At 56.5% G+C, this 18910-nt stretch carries 16 protein-coding genes and 1 tRNA gene; 14 read left to right on the forward strand and 3 right to left on the reverse strand.

Features of this window, described 5'->3' with window-relative positions:
• Positions 1-73 precede the first annotated feature (73 nt).
• From VMW12_05155 to VMW12_05180, 6 genes are all read left to right on the forward strand, one after another.
• Positions 74-1267 (forward strand): glycine C-acetyltransferase, encoded by a 1194-nt coding sequence (locus VMW12_05155; protein HUZ49116.1) that lies wholly within the window; start codon positions 74-76, stop codon positions 1265-1267.
• A gap of 81 nt (positions 1268-1348) precedes the next feature.
• The gene (locus VMW12_05160; protein ID HUZ49117.1) at positions 1349-1972 is read left to right on the forward strand and encodes a cytochrome c; all 624 of its coding nucleotides are present in this window, start codon (positions 1349-1351) and stop codon (positions 1970-1972) included.
• A gap of 89 nt (positions 1973-2061) precedes the next feature.
• Positions 2062-3480: a nitronate monooxygenase gene (locus VMW12_05165; protein ID HUZ49118.1), complete on the forward strand. Its 1419-nt coding sequence runs from the start codon at positions 2062-2064 to the stop codon at positions 3478-3480.
• Positions 3481-3501: 21 nt separating this feature from the next.
• On the forward strand, positions 3502-4302 hold the full coding sequence (locus tag VMW12_05170; GenBank protein ID HUZ49119.1) for an enoyl-ACP reductase: 801 nt from the start codon (positions 3502-3504) through the stop codon (positions 4300-4302).
• A 56-nt stretch (positions 4303-4358) separates the two neighbouring features.
• Positions 4359-4742 carry a tautomerase family protein gene (locus VMW12_05175; GenBank protein HUZ49120.1) on the forward strand — a complete coding sequence of 128 codons (384 nt, stop codon included), beginning with the start codon at positions 4359-4361 and terminating at the stop codon, positions 4740-4742.
• Between the two features lie 45 nt (positions 4743-4787).
• Complete coding sequence (locus VMW12_05180) at positions 4788-5828, forward strand: methionine synthase (GenBank protein HUZ49121.1); 1041 nt, start codon at positions 4788-4790, stop codon at positions 5826-5828.
• A gap of 121 nt (positions 5829-5949) precedes the next feature.
• On the opposite strand, the gene VMW12_05185 is transcribed toward VMW12_05180, so the two are convergent.
• Positions 5950-7383 (reverse strand): hypothetical protein, encoded by a 1434-nt coding sequence (locus tag VMW12_05185; protein HUZ49122.1) that lies wholly within the window; start codon positions 7381-7383, stop codon positions 5950-5952.
• A 579-nt stretch (positions 7384-7962) separates the two neighbouring features.
• On the opposite strand from VMW12_05185, the gene VMW12_05190 reads away from it, so the two are divergent.
• A complete protein-coding gene (locus VMW12_05190) occupies positions 7963-9645 on the forward strand; it encodes a hypothetical protein (protein ID HUZ49123.1) in 1683 nt (560 codons plus the stop codon).
• A gap of 792 nt (positions 9646-10437) precedes the next feature.
• Entirely contained in the window at positions 10438-10992 is a 555-nt protein-coding gene (locus VMW12_05195; protein HUZ49124.1) for a hypothetical protein, read from the forward strand.
• On the opposite strand, the gene VMW12_05200 is transcribed toward VMW12_05195, so the two are convergent.
• Positions 10972-12171 carry an IS256 family transposase gene (locus VMW12_05200; protein HUZ49125.1) on the reverse strand — a complete coding sequence of 400 codons (1200 nt, stop codon included), beginning with the start codon at positions 12169-12171 and terminating at the stop codon, positions 10972-10974. The genes VMW12_05195 and VMW12_05200 overlap by 21 nt on opposite strands.
• Positions 12172-12633: 462 nt before the next feature.
• Between VMW12_05200 and VMW12_05205 the strand changes: the two genes are divergently transcribed.
• The 6 genes from VMW12_05205 to VMW12_05230 all read left to right on the forward strand — a co-directional run bounded on the left by VMW12_05205 (position 12634) and on the right by VMW12_05230 (position 18735).
• Positions 12634-14058 (forward strand): hypothetical protein, encoded by a 1425-nt coding sequence (locus tag VMW12_05205; GenBank protein ID HUZ49126.1) that lies wholly within the window; start codon positions 12634-12636, stop codon positions 14056-14058.
• A 398-nt stretch (positions 14059-14456) separates the two neighbouring features.
• Complete coding sequence (locus tag VMW12_05210; protein HUZ49127.1) at positions 14457-15071, forward strand: hypothetical protein; 615 nt, start codon at positions 14457-14459, stop codon at positions 15069-15071.
• A gap of 12 nt (positions 15072-15083) precedes the next feature.
• Complete coding sequence (locus VMW12_05215) at positions 15084-15638, forward strand: hypothetical protein (protein HUZ49128.1); 555 nt, start codon at positions 15084-15086, stop codon at positions 15636-15638.
• A 384-nt stretch (positions 15639-16022) separates the two neighbouring features.
• Positions 16023-17285 (forward strand): hypothetical protein, encoded by a 1263-nt coding sequence (locus VMW12_05220; GenBank protein ID HUZ49129.1) that lies wholly within the window; start codon positions 16023-16025, stop codon positions 17283-17285.
• Between the two features lie 341 nt (positions 17286-17626).
• Positions 17627-17920 carry a transposase gene (locus VMW12_05225; GenBank protein HUZ49130.1) on the forward strand — a complete coding sequence of 98 codons (294 nt, stop codon included), beginning with the start codon at positions 17627-17629 and terminating at the stop codon, positions 17918-17920.
• 5 nt (positions 17921-17925) lie between these two features.
• Positions 17926-18735 carry an IS3 family transposase gene (locus VMW12_05230; GenBank protein HUZ49131.1) on the forward strand — a complete coding sequence of 270 codons (810 nt, stop codon included), beginning with the start codon at positions 17926-17928 and terminating at the stop codon, positions 18733-18735.
• A 60-nt stretch (positions 18736-18795) separates the two neighbouring features.
• On the opposite strand, the gene VMW12_05235 is transcribed toward VMW12_05230, so the two are convergent.
• Positions 18796-18872 (reverse strand) — tRNA-Met (locus VMW12_05235).
• Positions 18873-18910: the final 38 nt, after the last annotated feature.

Consider the following 18910-nt stretch of genomic DNA (forward strand, 5'->3'; position numbering starts at 1 on the left):
ATCGTGCATTCGAACTGATGCGCAGCGGCGAAGCGGCCAAAATCGTTCTCGATCTCAAAGGTGATATCGCATCGTGAATACGGCATTCGAAACCCGCCTCCAAACCGATCTCGACGCGCTCAAAGCGGCGGGAACCTACAAACATCTGCGCCACATTACGACGCCCATGGCGCCCGAAGTGCACATGGAAGAAGCCGGCGACGTGATCGTGCTCTCCAGCAACAATTACCTCGGCCTCTCCGACCAAGCCGAAGTGATCGAAGCCGGTAAACGCGGGCTGGATACGTACGGCGCCGGCACCGCATCGGTGCGCTTTATCTGCGGAACGTTCGACATCCATCGCACGCTGGAGGAGCGGATTGCCGCGTTTCTCGGGACGCCGGCATCGTTGACGTACGTCTCGTGTTGGAGCGCGAACACGGGGCTGTTCGCGACGATCTGCGGCGAAGGCTCGGCGATTATCAGCGACGAGCTGAATCACGCGTCGATCATCGACGGCGTGCGTTTGGCAAGTAAGGCCAAGCGTGCCGTCTACAAGCACGGCGACATGGCCTCGCTCGAAGAGAAGCTCAAAGACGCGCAAGGCTGCGCGCCGATTCTGGTGGTGACCGACGGCGTATTTTCGATGGAGGGTTCGCTCGCGAAGCTTCCCGAGATCGTGGCGCTCTGTAAGAAATACGGCGCCGTGAGCGTGGTCGACGATTCGCACGGCACCGGGGTTATGGGGAAGACCGGCCGTGGAACGATCGAGCACTTCGGTTTAACCGGTGAAATCGATATCATCACGGGCACGCTCGGCAAGGCGCTCGGCGGAGCGGCGGGCGGATTCGTCGCCGGCAGCCACGCGCTCATCGATACGCTGATTCAAAAATCGCGACCGCAGCTCTTTTCGAACGCGCTCCCGGCAACGGTCGCCTGTAGCTCGCTCGCCGCGCTCGACTATCTCGACGCGCACCCCGAACTGATGGATCGCCTCCGTTCGAATATCGCGTACTTTCGCGCGGGCCTCGCGCGGCTCGGCTTCAAACCGCTCGAGGGCCCAAGCGCGATCGTGCCGATCATCGTCGGCGACACCGCGTTTGCGATCCAAATGAGCGACCGGCTGCTCAAGCGCGGGATTTTTGTGACCGGCTTCGGCTTCCCGGTCGTTCCCGAGGGCACGGCGCGGATTCGCACGCAGCTCAGCGCCAAGCTCACGGAATCGGAGATGGACAAAGCGCTCGCCGCATTCCAAACCGTCGGACACGAACTCGGCATCCTAAAGTAGCGAGGCTCGGTTCCTCGGCTGTCGAAGGGAGCTAGTTCGTCGCTTCACGATTGCGCGGCGGAAGCACGACAGCTACAGATAGTGAGAGAAACCATGCGCATACGGATTACCGGCCTGCTCGCGGCGGCGACGCTGGGCGTTCTCGCCATCACCGGATGCTCGAAGCCGGCATCGACCACGCAGGCCACGGCCGCCCCCAGCGCGAGTGCCAAGGCCGTTGCCGAGATAACCGCCTCGCCGCGGCATACGGCTGTGCCTGTGCCCGCCAAAAAGGCCGCGCCTGCGCCCACCAAAAAAGCCGCGCCTGCACCGACCCGGAGCATCATCGCCGGGCCGGTTCTTCCCGCCAAAACGGCCAAGCCGGTGAACCCGAAAACCGTCGTTGCACCGGTCCGCAAAACGAGCGCGCCCGCCATTGCTGTAGCGACTCGGGCGCCGGCAACTGCGGCCCCGGCTGTCGTTGCCGTCGTCGGCGATCCGGCACACGGCAAGCAACTCTACATGCAAAATTGTTCGAGCTGCCATGGCGCGACGGGGCAAGGCGGCATGGGGCCGTCCTTGGAGAACGAGGCGTCGCGGAAAAATCTCGATCAGGCGATCGCATGGATTAAAAACCCGGTCTCCCCCATGCCAAAGCTCTATCCGGACACCTTGAGCAATAAAGACGTGCTGGACGTCGCGACCTATGTTGAATCGCTGAAATAGCGGTTTTTGGCTAGAGCGCCCAAGCCTCCGACCCCTAGCTGCATGAGAAGGCGTGCCCGAAGGCCATCGCGCCGTGTGATACTACGCCTATGAACGGCGCTCCGACGATCATCCAGGGCGGCATGGGCGTGGGCGTCTCTAGCTGGCGGCTAGCCGGCGCCGTTTCCGGCCTGGGCCAGCTCGGGGTCGTTTCCGGGGCGGCGCTCGACCAGATTTTTGCCCGGCGCCTGCAAGACGGCGACCCGGGCGGGCATATGCGGCGCGGCGTAGAGCGCTTTCCCTTTCAACGCATGGTCGAACGCGTGTGGAAGACCTATTACAATCCCGGCGGCAGAGCGCCGAACCAGCCCTACAAGACGCTGCCGATGTGGGTGAAGCAAAACCGCCCTGCGATGCAGATGCTCTGCATGATCGCCAACTTCGTCGAAGTCTTCCTGGCTCGCGAAGGGCACGGCAATCCCGTCGGCATCAACTACCTCGAAAAGTCTCAACTACCGCATCTCCCATCGCTGTACGGCGCGATGCTTGCGGGCGTCGGCTACGTCCTCATGGGCGCCGGCATTCCCATAAAGATTCCCGACGCGATCGATCGGTTTATCGATCACGAGCCCGCCACATATCCGTTGACCGTTATCGGGGCGCAAGAGGGCGACGACACCACCCTGCGGTTTGCCCCGCGCGAATTCATGGAATGCGATCTTCCCCCGTTACAACGTCCCGCGTTTCTCGCCATCGTTGCGTCGAATACGTTGGCGACGACGATGGTGAAAAAAACACAGGGACGTGTCGACGGTTTTATCGTTGAAGGCCCCAGCGCAGGCGGACATAACGCTCCGCCGCGCGGGAAACTCCAAATCAACGAAGCCGGTGATGTCGTGTACGGGGAGCGCGACATCGTGGACCTGGAAAAAATGCGCGCTTTGAATCTGCCGTTCTGGCTCGCGGGCGGATATGCTTCCCGGGAGAAATTACGCGAGGCGTTAGCTGCGGGAGCACAAGGCGTACAGATCGGAACCGCGTTCGCCTTTTGCGCTGAATCCTCGCTACGGGACGACTACAAGCGCGCGCTGATAGAGAAAGCCGCCGCGCGCGAAGCGAAGGTCTGGACCGATCCGCTGGCTTCGCCGACGGGGTTCCCGTTCAAAGTCGCAAGCCTCGAAGGCACCCTATCGCAAGACGAAATGTATGCGGAGCGCGAGCGCGTGTGCGACCTCGGATATCTCCGCGAAGCCTACAAGACGCCTTCGGGCAAGATTGCTTTTCGCTGCGCGAGCGAACCGGCTAAAGCCTATGCCGCTAAGGGCGGAGCCATCGAGAACGCGGTTGGACGCAAGTGCATCTGCAACGCGCTGCTTGCAACGGTAGGGCTGCCGCAGATGCGCAAGGACGGCAATCCCGAAGCGGGCCTCGTTACCGCCGGAGACGATCTGACGGAGATCGTGCGCTTCTTACCGCCCGGTCAGCTCACGTATACTGCAGCCGACGTCATTTCCAACCTAACTCGCTAAATCGGAGCATGGTGAATCGTTGTGGGACTTTTAGATGGCAAGATCGCACTGGTCACCGGCGTCGCCAATCGATGGTCGATTGCTACCGGTATCGCGCGAGCCTTACACGCGCACGGGGCTCGACTCTGTTTCATCTATCAGGGTGAACGCGTTCGCGACGAGGTCGAAAAACTTGCCGCGGAACTTGGGGGAGCGCACTGCTACCCGTGCGACGTAAGTTCGGACGAAGCTCTTGCCGATTTGGCCGCAGCCGTGCGCCGAGACTACGGCCACCTCGACGTGCTGGTCCATTCCATCGCCTATACTCGTAAAGAAGATCTGCAGGGTAAGGTATACACGACTTCGCGCGACGGGTTTGCGCTAGCGCTCGACATCTCATCGTATTCACTGATCGCGCTCTCGAACGCGTTCGTCGATCTTTTTGCCGACGGCGCCAGCATCATGGCGTTAACGTATCTCGGTTCGACGGCGATCGTGCCGAATTACAACCTGGCCGGCATCGCGAAAGCCGCGCTGGAAGCGATCGTGCGCTATCTCGCGTACGATCTTGGCCCGCGCGGAATCCGCGTCAATGCCATTTCGGCCGGGCCGATTTCAACGGCGAGTTCGCGCCAGGTCCATGGACTGCGATACATTCTCGATATGGTGGCTGCAGAATCGCCGTTGCGCCGGAACGTGACGCCGGAGGATGTCGGTAAGACGGCCGTCTATCTCGCCTCGGATCTTTCGGGTGCCGTGACGGCGGAAGTGCATTTTGTCGACTCGGGCTTCCACGCCATGGGTGTCTTTGCCAATTCGCGCCCCGTAGACTCCCCGACATAGCAGGCGATTGATACCGAGGAGCGACACCGAACGCGTATATCGCATAAGGAGAAGCTATGCCACTGGTTCGAATCGATCTCCCCGCCGGTTCATCGCCCGAGTACCGCAGCGCCGTCGGTGATGTGGTGTACACCGCGATGACCGAGACGCTCAACGTGCCCAAGGACGATCGCTTCCTGGTGATCGCCGAACATGCCAAAGCCGATCTCGTGATCGACCCAACGTATCTCGGCGTCCAACGCAGCGACGCCGCGATCGTCATACAACTCACGCTCAACGAAGGACGCACCGTCGAGCTCAAGCGCGCGTTCTACAAAGCCGTCGCCGACACTCTCCACGAACGCCTCAAACTCCGCCGCGAGGACGTCTTCATCAGCCTAGTCGAGGTGAAGAAAGAGAACTGGTCCTTCGGCAACGGCGAAGCCCAATACGCGACGTAAATGAAAGACGAAGGAGGCGAAAGCCTGTAGTAGTACCCTAAGAAAATGCTCTTTCCAACGACGATCGCCGGTAGCCTCCCAAAACCGTCTTGGCTTGCCGAGACGGAGCGCCTCTGGCCGCAATGGCGCCAGAGCGGGGACGCCCTGGCCGAGGCGATGCGCGACGCGACAAGGATTGCGCTATTCGAACAGGAGCGCGCGGGGATCGACGTCGTGACCGACGGTGAACAATCTCGCGCACACTTCGTCCATGGGTTCGTCGCCGGTGTCGAAGGAGTCGACTTTGCGAAAAAGGTGCGGCGCGGCATCCGCGCCGATCGCTATGAAGCCGATTGCCCGAGCGTCGTCGCTCCAATTCGCCGCAAGAACAGCGTGCACGCGGCAGAGGTGGGTTTCGCGCGCGGCGTGACCGACCGAACGTTGAAGGTCACCATTCCCGGGCCGATGACGATTGTGGATACCCTGTACGACGGATTCTATGGCTCGCGGCGCGATCTCGCGTTCGCCTTCGCAGAGGTGATTCGCGATGAGATTCTCGATCTCTGTGCGCTCGGTGTCGACGTCGTTCAGCTCGACGAGCCGGCGTTTAACGTGTTTTTCGAAGAGGTTGACCAGTGGGGTATCGACGCCCTTGACGCCTGCATTCGCGACGTGCCGTGCAAGACGGCCGTCCACGTTTGCTACGGTTACGGGATTCAAGCGAACATCGACTGGAAACATTCGCTCGGCACTCATTGGGATCAGTACGACATCGTGCTTCCGATGTTGGCGCGCAGCACCGTCGACCAAGTAGCGATCGAGCTTGCCGGGTCGCGCGTCCCTCCGCACGTGCTCGCGCATCTCAAGACGAAATCCGTCGCGGTCGGCGTCATCGACGTCGCCTCCGACGAGATCGAACGGCCGGAAGACGTCGCACGAACGATCGAAACTGCGCTCGAATATCTGCCTCCGGAATCGATCGTCGCAACGACGAACTGCGGCATGGCCCCCATGGCACGCAGCGCCGCCTATGGGAAACTTCACGCCCTCGCCGAGGGAGCGCGAACCATGAGAGCGCGCTACGCCTCCGCTACCGCACAGCACTGATCCTCGCGCGATCGTAAAACATGCCCGTTCGTCGCTCAACAAGCTGACGCGGAACGGGCAAAGCGCAGGTTGCCGTCTAGACCCATAAGCGCCAAGGCAGCATCTACCCTGCGTTTATGACCTACGCATGCTCAAGTATGGTGGCGACTGTTGCCGCGGGCACGTCGTCTAGCGTTGCCGTTATCGCTTTGACTGCGTCGTGCAACGCAGGCAGAGTCTGCGAGACGTCTGCCCCAACAAGGGAATGAAAGACTTTTCTAAACTCCTCGTAGGATTCATGAAATATTAGTTGGTCAGCGAGAAACGGAATCTGATGGAACTTGAGTAGCCTTTGGCGCGCGTTTTCCCATTGTACCTTGTTAATGGGTTTTTGGCCTAGCTTTTGATAGGTCGCTTGTTGCAATGCTATCCACGAGACGATAAAGCGGTGTTTCGTACGCCCATACCCCTCTAGGTCATGAGCGCCTAGCTGAAAGGGCCGAAAGGACCATACCGCTCCACGGGCTTCTCCAAGTTTATCGTATGCTGCAAGGCTGCCGAAGACGAGAGAGTCTTCGATTTGCTGTGGTACATAGAAATCCGGCTCAATGTCGAGGTCATCGAGTAGAGCCTTAACTGCGGCCGGTGTGTCCTTCCTTATGAGGCGTAGAAAGGCGTGTAGCTCCTTTATAAGATTCATCGATATCTGCTTTTTCGGGAACTTGACTGCAAGGTAGTCGTGGATAAATGAGGCGAGGGCAAATGGATTCGCAAAGGGTATAATTTCAGATTCTCGGCGACCTACTGTAAGCTTCTGTAACCGCTCTAGAGCAAGTTCTGCGATAAGGCTTAGACCGTTAAGCTCATCGAGAGCCGCAATTTCTTCGGGCGACGGCGTCCCGTATAGCGGCTTATATAAGAGATCATGATCGACTTCGGCCCACGCATGCATGAAGAGCGAGGCAATTTGAACCTCGATCGAGACGGCGGCGTACCGGTCGTCCAGAGAGTCTGGTTTCAACTGAACCCTTAGATGAGTGGCGCGATAGCCCAAAAAACGGCGTGGGCTCGGTACGCCCTTCAAAGGGAATTCTTTGACACGCACGTTGTCAAAGTGCAAGTGAAACAACGCGGCTGTCGCGTCTAGGTCACCGGGATAATAGAGCGCAACGCGGACGCCGGCGAGGTCAGCTATATCCTGCTCGATGTCGTTCCGTGAAACGTACGTCTTAGTACGGTTTTCGATTTTTTGCTTTAGGCGTTCAGGATCTTTGGCGCGATCGGTAACGATGGCGCGTATTCCGTTTGTGTCAAGTATCGCTCTGCAACGATCGGCACATTCGTCTGCTACCGTTTTCCAGAAATCGTATGATTTCTTGTACGAGTCAAGAAAATCGTCGATTAGGTCTGGGCGTGGCGTCTCCATCAGTGCGGTTCCTCTTTTGAGGCGCAAGGGTTTCGTCTGAGGCGCAAGGGTTTCGTCGAACCATTCTCTGGCCCCGGTAGTGGCCAGGGTTTGCATCTCCCCTATCTGCCTCGGCGGCGTTGTTTGGTCCAATTCACGTCCCTCAAGCACGCTATTGGGCAAGTTCGCGGGGGCGCATAAAAACACGCTTTTCGTTCATTTGAGACGTATCGATGATCCATTAGGCCCATCGAAGTTGAGGAAGGCGCCTGCCCGCTAGCTTTTGCTGAGATAGAAATCGAATGGTTGGGCCAAATACCGAAAATAATGAGATTCCACGGAGTTCGGCGCTCCTAGTACGACGGCCGCCTTGCTAGGCGATAAAGGTGTTCCAAAACGGATTGGAGCGCAGGACGCCCGAGTACGCATCTGCTCGGGGACAGGCCGCCAAAGCAACCTGGTATAAAGATCATCCGAGGTCTTTTACTTAGGGAGCTGTCGTCGCAATGAACTGCCATCCGCTCTACGACAATGCCTTTTTGATTTTCTCGTACGCTGACGAATCGTGCATACGAGACTCCGCCCATCCTGAGCTCTCGTCCGCATGGGTCGACACAGTCATTGACGCACTAAACGAAGGGCTCCGTTCTCGATCCTTTTGACCCACTCGAATCGCCACACGTACTGATCCGGCGGATTTCTTCGAAGGTAAGTGACCCGCGTTACAAGTCTGCGCCATCAACAGCTGCGTTGTTTAAGCGCATGACGACACACGTGAGCTCGGATCGCATTCTGCGAGCCACGTCAATTTATCCTTTGTTCGCCGATCTGAGTGGCCTCGCCGGGGAACCGTTTTCGTTACTTGCTTCTAAGCTTGCGCTAGAGGCAAGGACCCGTTTTGAGGCTGGCGAGTACCTCAGTGCGATTATTGCTCAGACGAAGGTCGATGTCGCCGCGGGGGTGTCCGTTGAACAAGTCTGCCAGCTCGGTCGGCTGACGGCTGCTGAACTCCTATGTATGGGCTATACCGACCGAGAAGCTCAGGACCTTGTACTTCGTGCCTTTGATTCTCTAGCTCCGAAAAACCGTGAATCGATGTACCCTGCACGAGAAGCCGATCCAACGCCGACTTTTGATTCTCGGTTAGACGCTTTAAGAAGTGAACTTTTTGGAGCAGATAAGGCCTATCCGTTTGTTTTCGGCATTAATGGTGCCGAGCTCAGCGATGAAATGACGCTGGACGATTGCCGCTTTTATCATCCGGCGGCGCAGTCTAGGTTTGCGGTCAATCATGATGGCAAGAACCCGGAGATGTTCTACGGAGATGACGAGGAAAGTGTGCATGTTGAGGTCCGCATGTCGGCCCCCAATGCAGCCGTTGCGCGCAGAAGAGCGCGTAAGAAGATTGAGGATGTTCTCGATCGGCTACAGAACCTGCACCCGGTCCATCGCTCGCCAGTTTCGATCAGCCTTGCCTTTATGCGATCAGATCCGTCTAGAAGTGAGCTGGTGCGACTGTTTGAGCCGCATCACTTCGTTTCTGGCGTTAATTTGGACCGCAACGTGGAGCGGCAGTATCACTCGTTTTACGCCTCTTTTAGAGAATGTGTTATCAGAGATCTTCTTGAGATTATCTGGTCACACGCAAAACGCGCTCGTGATTCCCATAGCCGTATTGAGAAGTTCCTTTCATATTGGACAATTCTTGAGCGAATTTGCGATGAGGCGGACGTGTTGCGGATTCAGCCGCCGAGCAAGGGCAGTACTCTGACGGACCGGATGGGCAATTTCCTCGCATCACCGTTCCTGCTGAGGCTTCCACACACAATCTGTTCACATCTTGTAAGCCGGATTGTTTTTGCCTCGCGCCCGCCATACAGGGGCCCCTTGCCCATATCACGCTCTAGATTTAGATTTCGCGACGGGTCGCTTCGCGAACAAATCATGGGGGGAACGAGTGTCGATAAGATTGTTCAAAGTTTCCCTATGCTGAAGAGATCTGTATGCTCGGGCAATGTTCTGAGACTGATCGATTGTGCCTCAGAGTTCTTTGAGTTTGACAGGCGAACCGCATCTGTCGTCGAGCGAGTGCGTACCAATCTAACCGAGAGTCTTGCGGTTATCTATCAGATTAGAAATAGCATAGTCCACGACGCATACGTGGACGATATAATAGTTATCCCCGCGCTCGAGCAGGTGGAGTATCTCACAAACACATGGCTCGACTTATTGACATCGATGGCACTGCATCACGTCTATTCCGATGCTGCTTCCATCCTGCTGTCGCAATATTTTAGTGCGGAAACGCTAGGGACGAAACTGAAGGAGGGGCGTATCAGCTGCCTAGAGGAGTGGCCGATTAATGTGAAAGACGCTATCGTGTTGCATGAACGGAGCCCGCAATTCAATTATAATGATCCCGTCGTCCTGTAATGCACTAGGAAGCGACCTTGCGACATGGCGCCACGGCATATTGGCTACGCGTTGCCGTGACGGTATGCGCGGGTGCCCTTGATCTATTCCGCCGCGCGAAAAGTGCTGTAAACCGCCGCTCATGCGAAGTCGCCTTGAGCGAGCGGGGCGCACGTGTCGCAAACCCGTGGGCTCGGTATCGCTGCAAACGAAATACCGTAGCCGGTACGATAACCTCCGTGAGCGCGAAGCATGTTTCGCACATGACACCCACGCGCGGTGCTGACGACAGAAGCGTCGTGATCGTCGCGCAGGCCGTTCGGGTGGAGGCTCCAGCCATGGTGCTACCACCATGTTGTGAGCTAAACATGCGAAGGGCGAAGATCCTGCACGGTTGCGTATCCCGGGAGTAGCGGCGCCATGTGGATGGTAATGCCAAGCTGGGCCGCTGCCACTTGGGTAGTGCATTCGGGCAAGAAATCAGAAAGAAATACATAGCCATTCTTTGCCATGGCGCGAGCGTCGTAGTATGGTCCTCGATGAAGCGATTTCTTGTATCGAGCGTCTCGTGTAGCGACTATCATGCCTTCCCGAGTCTGTTCCTCCGCCACGGCCCTAGCTGAGTCGCAGGTGAATTGCTGGTCATTTACCCTTGCCGTAAGGCCTTGCATTTGCCTAGAATTCGACGTTGGGGTTGCTGAAACTCGCGGCCCGGTATGGGCCGTGTGGACTACGGTCGGGTTCCTCCGACTCGCTGCCTGGCGGAGTTCTGCTCATCTGGTCGTACGTGGTGATTGCAAGGAGAACGGTTCTATGGAAATTGTGTCACTTGCGATCGAAGGCGGCTCATTTATGGCCAAATGGGTGCCGAAGTTCATCGCACGACGTGTCTTTACGGTCGAAAAACTAGGCTCGCAGATAAGCCTGTCCTTACGGAGTCAGGCCCCGCTACACGTTTCCGGAAACCCAAAGGTGCTCTCACTCTGGTTTACCCTGGTGAATCAAAGTAGCTTGGACCTTAGAATCGATCGCATCTCTGTCGAAGCCTGGTTCGGTCAACCAACGGCGATGTTCTCAAGTCTGGTGCCTGTTGACGTGCCACGTCGGTCGCAGATTACGGATATCCGAGTAGCGACCGTATTAAGTGAAGATCTTGCGGCATATGCGAAAAGCGTTGCTGAGATGCCAAACGGGTATCTATGGATTTATGTTACGATGATGTGCAAGACGAGTGTACGAGAGTTCATGCTCACGCATCGTTTCGAGCGCGAGGCGCGAGAAGCTAAATTCGATGGGATCGTGCCCCGGCGCGTGGTGTATGAACCGTGGCCATCGGCGGGTTCGCGCCTAGCCGGTTACGACGGCTGAGATGCGATGCAAGGTGTTGTCGCTGACGGTCTGAAGTCCTTCGAGTTGCATGTAGCGCCGCTGCAGTTGCCATTCGTCGTTTTGTTCGAGGAGCAGAGCGCCGACAAGGCGGACGATGGCCGGATCGTTTGGAAAGATCCCCACAACATTGGTGCGACGTTTTATTTCGGCGTTCAATCGTTCCAGTGGGTTCGTCGAGGCGATCTGAACGCGATGTGCTTTGGGGAATTGCATATAGGCCAGGACTTCGGATTCTGCATCGTCGAGCATCGCGGAGAGCTTGGGGAACTTCTCGCGTAGTTGGTCGGCGACGATGCGCCACTGTGCGCTGGCAGCCTCTGCGCTTTCCTGCGCAAAGACGGTGTTGATCAGCGCGAGTACCATCTGCCGCTGGCCTTTGCCGGCGTATGCCAAGGCGTTACGCATGAAGTGCACGCGGCAGCGTTGCCAGCTGGCCTTGAATACCTTAGCGATCGCCGCTTTGAGCCCGATGTGCGCGTCGGAGATGACGAGCTTGACGCCGCGTAATCCCCGGCGGCTTAAGCTGCGCAGAAAGTCGGTCCAGAACGGCTCGGCTTCGCTCGGGCCAACGGCCATGCCAAGAATTTCTCTTATTCCATCGGTGTTTACGCCAACGGCAATTATTACCGCAACGGAAACGATGCGACCAGCAGAGCGAACCTTCACGTACGTCGCGTCGATCCAGACGTAAGGCCAGTCGCCTTCGATCGGCCGATCCAAAAACGCATGCACGCGCTCATCGATATCAGCGCACAGTCGGGAGACTTGGCTCTTGGAAATACCGGTCATGCCCATGGCCTTGACCAGATCGTCGACCGAGCGCGTGGAGATCCCCTGGATGTACGCTTCTTGGATGACCGCGACCAGCGCTTTCTCGGCTGTCCGACGCGGCTCCAGGAAGCCCGGGAAATAGCTGCCTTGCCGCAGCTTGGGAATCTTGAGATCGATCGAGCCGGCCCGCGTTTCCCAGGTTCGATCGCGATAGCCGTTGCGGGAGTTCGCGCGCGGTACGCCCCGCTCGCCGTAGGGCGCTCCGCAGCGGTTCTCTACCTCGAATTCCATCAGGCGCTGCGTCGCGAATTCGAGCATCTCGCGCAGCATATCCAGGTCGGGGCCCTTTTCAGCGAGCTCCGTAAGTGCCATACTAGCCTTGGTCATCGTGGGTCCTTTCGACGGTAGTTTTCTGCAAAAACAACCTTCGCCGAAAGCCACGGTGGCCGCTTTCTATCCTAGAGCGGCGGCCGGTTCATACACCACGCCGCGGGACACGATCTTCGATGGGCAGCCGCTTGGGTCTTAGCACGGAGAAATCTGCTCTTATTTAGTGCTGGCGATATATGATAAAGCGCGAAAGCCGACCCTGTCTGACTGGGGCTTACGATGTATAGCCGACCCGAGAAGCGCGCCGCCCGACGAATTATTTGGAATCGAGCGGTTGACTTACTGACTTCGTCGCGCGCGTCTTCTCGAGTTATCGCCGACGGCTTTATGGCCGAAGCAGGCGCATATCTTGCAAAGCAGTATCCCGGCGCCTTCGGGAAGGGAACTGCGTTCCCCGGTGTACTCAAGCGGTGGAGAAGCTATGCGAGCAGCGAGTATGGCACCCGCTTACCAAGAGATTTGAAGATCGCGTATCTGTGCGGTCCAAACCCCCGCAACGATCTAGATTGTTTAGTTAATCTCGGAGTTCGCATCCAAAATGTCTGGGCGATTGAGGCAGACCGCGATACATCGACCAAGGCGCTTGAGGAAGCGCGCCGGTCCTTCCCTGAACTCAAAATTGTTCCGTTTAAGGCGCATGCGTTTTTCGAAATGGCCCCGGTAAAGTTCGACGTTGTCTACTTGGACTTTACCGCGCCGTTGTTCAGCCTGGATAAGAAGCATTTCGAAGCCCTACATTCTCTTTTTGACTGTCAGGCGCTCTCGGATCTCTCAGTTGTTGTTGTCAATTCATGCTTTCCTGACGAGGGGCAAGGAATCGCTGAATTTCTAGCATCGTTTGTCGCCGCCATGCCATCGGTGCCAGCCGCGTTGACCGAGGATGCGTGTGACCGAGATAACTCATTCGACCGAAAGTTCGAGCGCTACACCGACGGAGCTGGTCCGCGGGCAGACACGCCTTTCGAGTTCTGCGATCAGTTGGCAGAAGCAGGCATCCGCGATTTGTACTCAGCGTTTTCAACGGGGTACCCGATAGCCTATGCTGCAGCGGTTCAACCATTCTTGCGAACGCTAAAGCAAGCCGCGCTGAGACATCGCATTTTCGCTAAGGGCGACGTTATCGCAGAGGAGCTTCATCGATTCAACGACATACACACGGCGTTGAGCGCGATGGTCGGCATACCTCCCAGGGAGGACCGGGATAGGTCTGGATTTCGGATGCTGTCGCCGGAAAGCGCGCCACTTTCATGGTGGCTTGATCTCTGCCAGCAGCAGCCTGAAGGGTTGGTGGGGCAGCGATGGTGCCGCATGTACGAGGCAAAACTCCCTGGAAATATCAGCCGGCGTGAGGCTGTAGAGTGGGGGGACCTCCTGCGTTGCGCTGCTGAGGGATATCTTGACACCTTATCAGAGAAACTGTTTTTGGCGATCCAAAATGTAGCGCGCGCGCTGCCCGATAGGGATGTCGCACTGTTTGCTGACTCCCCGACGCTGCCATTATGGATCGAGACGGCAGTTAACCAGCTCGGTGAGCCACATCACGCAAATGTTGAAAGGCATCGTCGATATGCATATCGAGCGCGGAAGAGAGAGATGTGCTTAGATATCTTTGTATTTGATCGATGCCGCCCGTTTTATAACTGGCTCCCCCTCCCGGAGCTATATGGCGACGATCTTCAGCGTATTGAGAGGCAGATGGTTGCACGCCTTTGCTTGGACGCAATCGCGAAGCAGAGTCACGAGCTAGTCCCCTACGCTCTCCAGTGGGCAAATGTTGTTCCGAAATCATACGGCGGCGCGAAGCACTTCGATTTCGCGTATTTACGCCGTCGAGTTCAGATCGCGCGAAGCAAGAAAAAAGACTCGAAGGGGGCTCCAGGTTAGCGTTCGGCCGATGTCCAGCACTAGTTTGTCGTTCCCGTGCAGTCCGTCTGTCTGTCGTTTGGCATGCTAGGCACATGCTCTGTCTGTACCTGAGCGCTTCCTGAAAGCCAACTCCTCCGAACGGCGCGCAAGGCGAGCAGATGCTGGTGCCGGTCGAATCGTCGCGGGGCTCCTCTGAAATTCGGGCGAGATAGACGGAGGCGCCGGGACGGAGGCGAATCCCCCTTTGGGGATCGAGGAAGGGCCTCATTCCGTATATAGCATAGGCAGGCGGATGGATGCACCAGATAGTGTAGGCGCGAACATGCTATACTAACAGCACGCGAACATACGTTCGTGCAGTCGAGGAGCACTTTATGCAGCCAGGAGGATTGATTACCGGTCGGCGATTGGCGCTGATGCTGCTTCTTTACGCGAAGGGGGCGTCTGGCCAAAGCAACGAGGCTGTTGAGGGACGTACACGCCTAACGAAAATGCTGTTCCTTCTGGACAAGGAACACGATGCTTTCAGGAAGCTAGCCAAGCTTGAGTTTGAGCCATATGCGTTTGGCCCGTATGACGCCAAAGTATACGACGATCTTGCATTCCTTGAGAACATGGGGTGGCTCCGAGGGAGCCCGCTAAGCGACGAAGTTCCACAACCGGATCTTTCCTTTCAGGAGCTTGTCGCAATGCAGGGACCTGACGAAAATGCGCTCGCGTTCCAGGAGCGCCCCGAGCTTTATGAGGCCGATTTGTCCTTCGACTATCTGATGGGTGGCGTTTCGGAAGAGTTGCCGGAGCGCTACGAAACGCGGAAGTATGCTCTATCTCCGAGAGGCGAAGACGCGGTAAAGCCTGCGGTCATGGCATTTGGCACTAACGCTGAGCGGTTGAAGATAATGCATGAGATTGAGCAAGTGAAGCGTCGATATAACAGGATGCCGCTGCGCGATTTGCTGAGGGACGTGTATCGTAGGTACCCCGAGAGCGCGGCCGATTCCACGATACTTGAAGAACTCCGATTGCGCTAGCCGAATCCAAGCGTGACCGTTACACAGTCCACCTTAACGTTACTCAGCATCGGAATGGGTGCGATTGTTGCCTTCATGCTGCTTATCTTGACGCAGGCTAAGAAGGTTTTGGATAGCGACAAAGACTACGCTGAAAAACTTGGAGTGGTTGAGAGTAAGAACTTGAACGCCGCGATGGTTCGTCTTCAATGGATCGGCAGAGACCTTAGTGACCCGCAATCCAACTATGCCTCCCATACGTTGGATATTGAAGCGTTCGCATACGACAAGACTCGGTATGTGATGCGATGTTTTAGCCGCGTTCGAACCTGCCGCGCCGCTTTTGTTTACGCAAGGCTGTTCTGCGAGATTGCCAAATGGACTTCAATGCTGGGCGTGGTAATGGTCCTTGTTACTGCGGCAGCGCTGATACGAGATTGGGAGCGCGCTTTGGTGCCCATTGCCATGGCTGGCGCCGTCGTCGTTAGCGTAGCGATTCTGTCGTTCGCCCTGGCCGAAGGATGTTTGCAAGCCGTGCGACAGCTACATACGAGGAGCTTGGGTGCCGATGCAACACTACCTTCCTGAAGTCTTTCTTCAACGGGCGCTTGCCGCGCATTTGCACATGCAGGGCTATCAGGTTCGCGAGGAAGTTTTGTTTGGAAACTCACGCTTTGACGTCGTGGCGTCTAAGGGCAATAGGATTCTTGGCTTCGAAGTTAAGCTTAGTTCTTGGAAGAGAGCAATGAAGCAAACTAAGATATATCGCCTGTGCTGTGACGAGGTCTATCTAGTAATCCCCTCAGTCAAGCTCACTGATCCAATTAAGAATCGCTGCGAGGCCGAAGGTATTGGGCTCATAACGATAGGACCACCTCCAGAATGGCCCTCCGCGCAAATTATCGCGGCTCCCGAATCCACGATGCGTAACGCGCTACATCACGCTAGTATCCAAAGAATTGCGGCATTTCGGTGAGTGCTGAGTTCACGCATTTTTTGCGGATCGGGATTCACAGCGAGGCTGAGATATTCCAGAAGGCGCGGCCGCTCTACGATGCGCTAATTTTCAACGCCAACCTTGTGGAGGCGACGCCGGGCGCATGTGCAGCCCTGGCCTATCGGCTTGGCAAGCCGTTCTTGATTGATCCCTTTACCCATGCGTTCAGCCTTAACCCAAAATATCTTATGAGTAAGAGCAAGGGCAAGACTCAGCAAGTCCGGGTCAAACGATCATTTGCAGGTTTGGCTGGACGCTACTTCTCGAGCGCACCGTTCTTGGGTGAGAGAGCTCTAGCCGAGGCTGACGTTTCAGTAGATGAGTTCACGCTGCGTGTGTTGGACTATCAAAAAACAATTCTCACTGGTCCTGGTGAGGAGCTTGTCAATATGGCCAATGCAGATCCGGCTGTGTTCGTGCCAAAGTGGCTTCTGGCACCGTATTTTCCGTTGCGAAAATCAATGAGCTGGCTCGAGATAAACCTCAAGTGTTTGGAATCAGCTCTAAAATCCGATGCGCAATGCGCCGGTGTGATTGCTGTTGAGCTTAGCGCATTGAGAAATGATGCTTGGAAGGTCGTCGCCGATCGCTACTGCGCCCTGAAGCCCAAGACGCTGTTCCTGTGGATAGAGTCTTTTGATGAGGACCAAGCTGAAGAAGCCGACCTCAAGCTTTACTGTGATCTCGTCCGTTACCTGAGTGACCAAGGCGTGGCAGTAGTAAATCTATTTGGCGGCTTTTTCTCATGCCTTGCTCAATGCATCGGTCTCACAGGCTTTGCGCATGGGCTGGTCTACGGCGAGAACAAGTCATTTACACCGGTCGTGGGTGGTGGTCAGCCGCCACCGCGGTACTATATGAAGCCGGCGCATGTCAGTATGAACGTTCGCGGAGCTGAGTTGGTATTAGGTGGGCTTTCGGCATCTGCTTACCTTGCAAACGTATGCGATTGCGTAATCTGCTCCGGCCTATTTGATGATGAGCAGGACGTTACGCGTTTCGCACAGTTTGCAGAGGCAAGCGATCAGGGAAAGTTTATGCCGCGTGCGTACGCGCTATGTCGCTATCATTTTCTGTTTGCGAGACACGACGAAATAAGCAAGATGCAGTCGTTGACGCCAGGGGAACGGATCGAGAGCCTTGTTAAGAACATCGAATTCTTGCAGGGAATCGACGCCGAAGAGTCCGTCGAACATCTCTTAACGTGGATTAAGGTCATTAAAACGGTTTGTTCATAGGGGGCCATCTCAGCTTCCGTAAATTGCGCTCCGCTCGCGTTACTAAATACCGCGGAGTCCGATCTGCCGCCAGAATCGAGGTGGCGGGCCCGACTCAGCCGTTGAAGGACTACGGGCGTCCCGTCAGGCGAGGCCTGAGGGCATCCTTACAATAGCGGTCCCGACTTGCGCAATGCAATACCCAACTAGGCACGTCGATTAATCCGACCAATGTCCATTGTAAACTGATCCAACAACTAACATCGACAGGTCCAACAACTACGCCGGGAAATTGACCTGAGGTGGCAAAGTTGCTCAAGTTGAAACTGTGAATCCCGGGCCTTTAGCCCAAGGAGATTCACGTGAAGAAAAGTCGCTTCACCGAGGCGCAGATCGTAGCCGTCCTCAAAGAACTTGACGCGGGCGTTCCCGCAGCAGAGCTTGCGCGACAAAACGGCATTCATGCAAACACCATCCGGCTTTGGCGAGATCGGTACGCCGGCATGGAAACGAGCGACCTGACTCGGCTCAAGCAGCTCGAAGAAGAGAGCGCAAAGAAAGATCGGATCATCGCCCGACTCACGCTCGAAGTCGACGCCGTGCGAGACCTGATCTCAAAAAACGGATGGGGCCCTCGCAGCGGAAAGAAACCGTGAGGGCGTTGGAAGAGCGCGGTCTTTCGAAAGTGCGTGCTTGTGCAATCGTTGGGCAATGCCGACGAACGTTGTACTATCCGCGGAAACCGAAAGACGATACGGCGATCGCACAGCCGATCAACGATCTTGCGCACGAGCGCCCGCGGTGGGGATGGCGACGTCTGATCATCATGCTCCGTCGTCGAGGCATCCGCGTCGGGGAGCATCGTTTTCGACGTATCTACCGCGAGCTTGGCCTGCAAGTACGGCCTCGGCGTAAGCGCAAGGTGAACTACGTTCGAGGCAATAGCATCGCGCCGGTCAGCCGACCAAACGAGCGTTGGTCGATTGATTTCATGCACGACCGAATCGGCAACCATCGGAACATCCGTTCGATGAACATCGTTGATGACTTCACGCGGGAATGCCTCGCGTTGGAGATTGGGTATTCGTTCGGCAGCCACGACGTAATCCGAAAGCTTGAGGAAATCGCGTTCGAGCGCGGCTTCCCGGAAACACTTCGGTTCGACAACGGATCCGAGTTCACGAGCCATGCCATGCTCCGCTGGGGTTCCGAGCGAGATATACATCTGCATTTCATCGAGCCCGGCAAGCCGACGCAAAATGCTAACATCGAATCGCTTAACGGGAAGATTCGCGATGAACTCTTCAATATGCATCAATTCACGACGATCTTCGAAGCCCGGCGAAGGGCCGCAGATTGGCAACGAGACTACAACGACGTTCGACCGCACTCGGCTCTTGGCTACCGAACACCAAGGGAGTTTGCGGAAGAGTTCAAAATCAACCAACTCTCACAGTTATCAGCTGCGTAAGATGCCACCTCAGGTCAAAATAAAAACAGGTCCGACAACATTTCCGTGTCGGACCTGAATTGGTTGCGGGGGCAAGATTTGAACTTGCGACCTTCGGGTTATGAGCCCGACGAGCTACCGGACTGCTCCACCCCGCGATGGGCGAAGGATCATAATGCGACGCGGGCGGTTCGGG

Source organism: Candidatus Dormiibacterota bacterium (genome assembly GCA_035532835.1).
Classification (GTDB): Bacteria; Vulcanimicrobiota; Vulcanimicrobiia; order Vulcanimicrobiales; family Vulcanimicrobiaceae; genus DAHUXY01.

Excerpts from the sequence above, each read along its gene's own strand:
- VMW12_05165 (HUZ49118.1), top strand. The coding sequence starts at position 2,062 with ATGAACGGCGCTCCGACGATCATCCAGGGCGGCATGGGCGTGGGCGTC.
- VMW12_05175 (HUZ49120.1), top strand. The coding sequence starts at position 4,359 with ATGCCACTGGTTCGAATCGATCTCCCCGCCGGTTCATCGCCCGAGTAC.
- VMW12_05180 (HUZ49121.1), top strand. The coding sequence starts at position 4,788 with ATGCTCTTTCCAACGACGATCGCCGGTAGCCTCCCAAAACCGTCTTGG.
- VMW12_05195 (HUZ49124.1), top strand. The coding sequence starts at position 10,438 with ATGGAAATTGTGTCACTTGCGATCGAAGGCGGCTCATTTATGGCCAAA.
- VMW12_05200 (HUZ49125.1), bottom strand. The coding sequence starts at position 12,171 with ATGACCAAGGCTAGTATGGCACTTACGGAGCTCGCTGAAAAGGGCCCC.
- VMW12_05210 (HUZ49127.1), top strand. The coding sequence starts at position 14,457 with ATGCTGCTTCTTTACGCGAAGGGGGCGTCTGGCCAAAGCAACGAGGCT.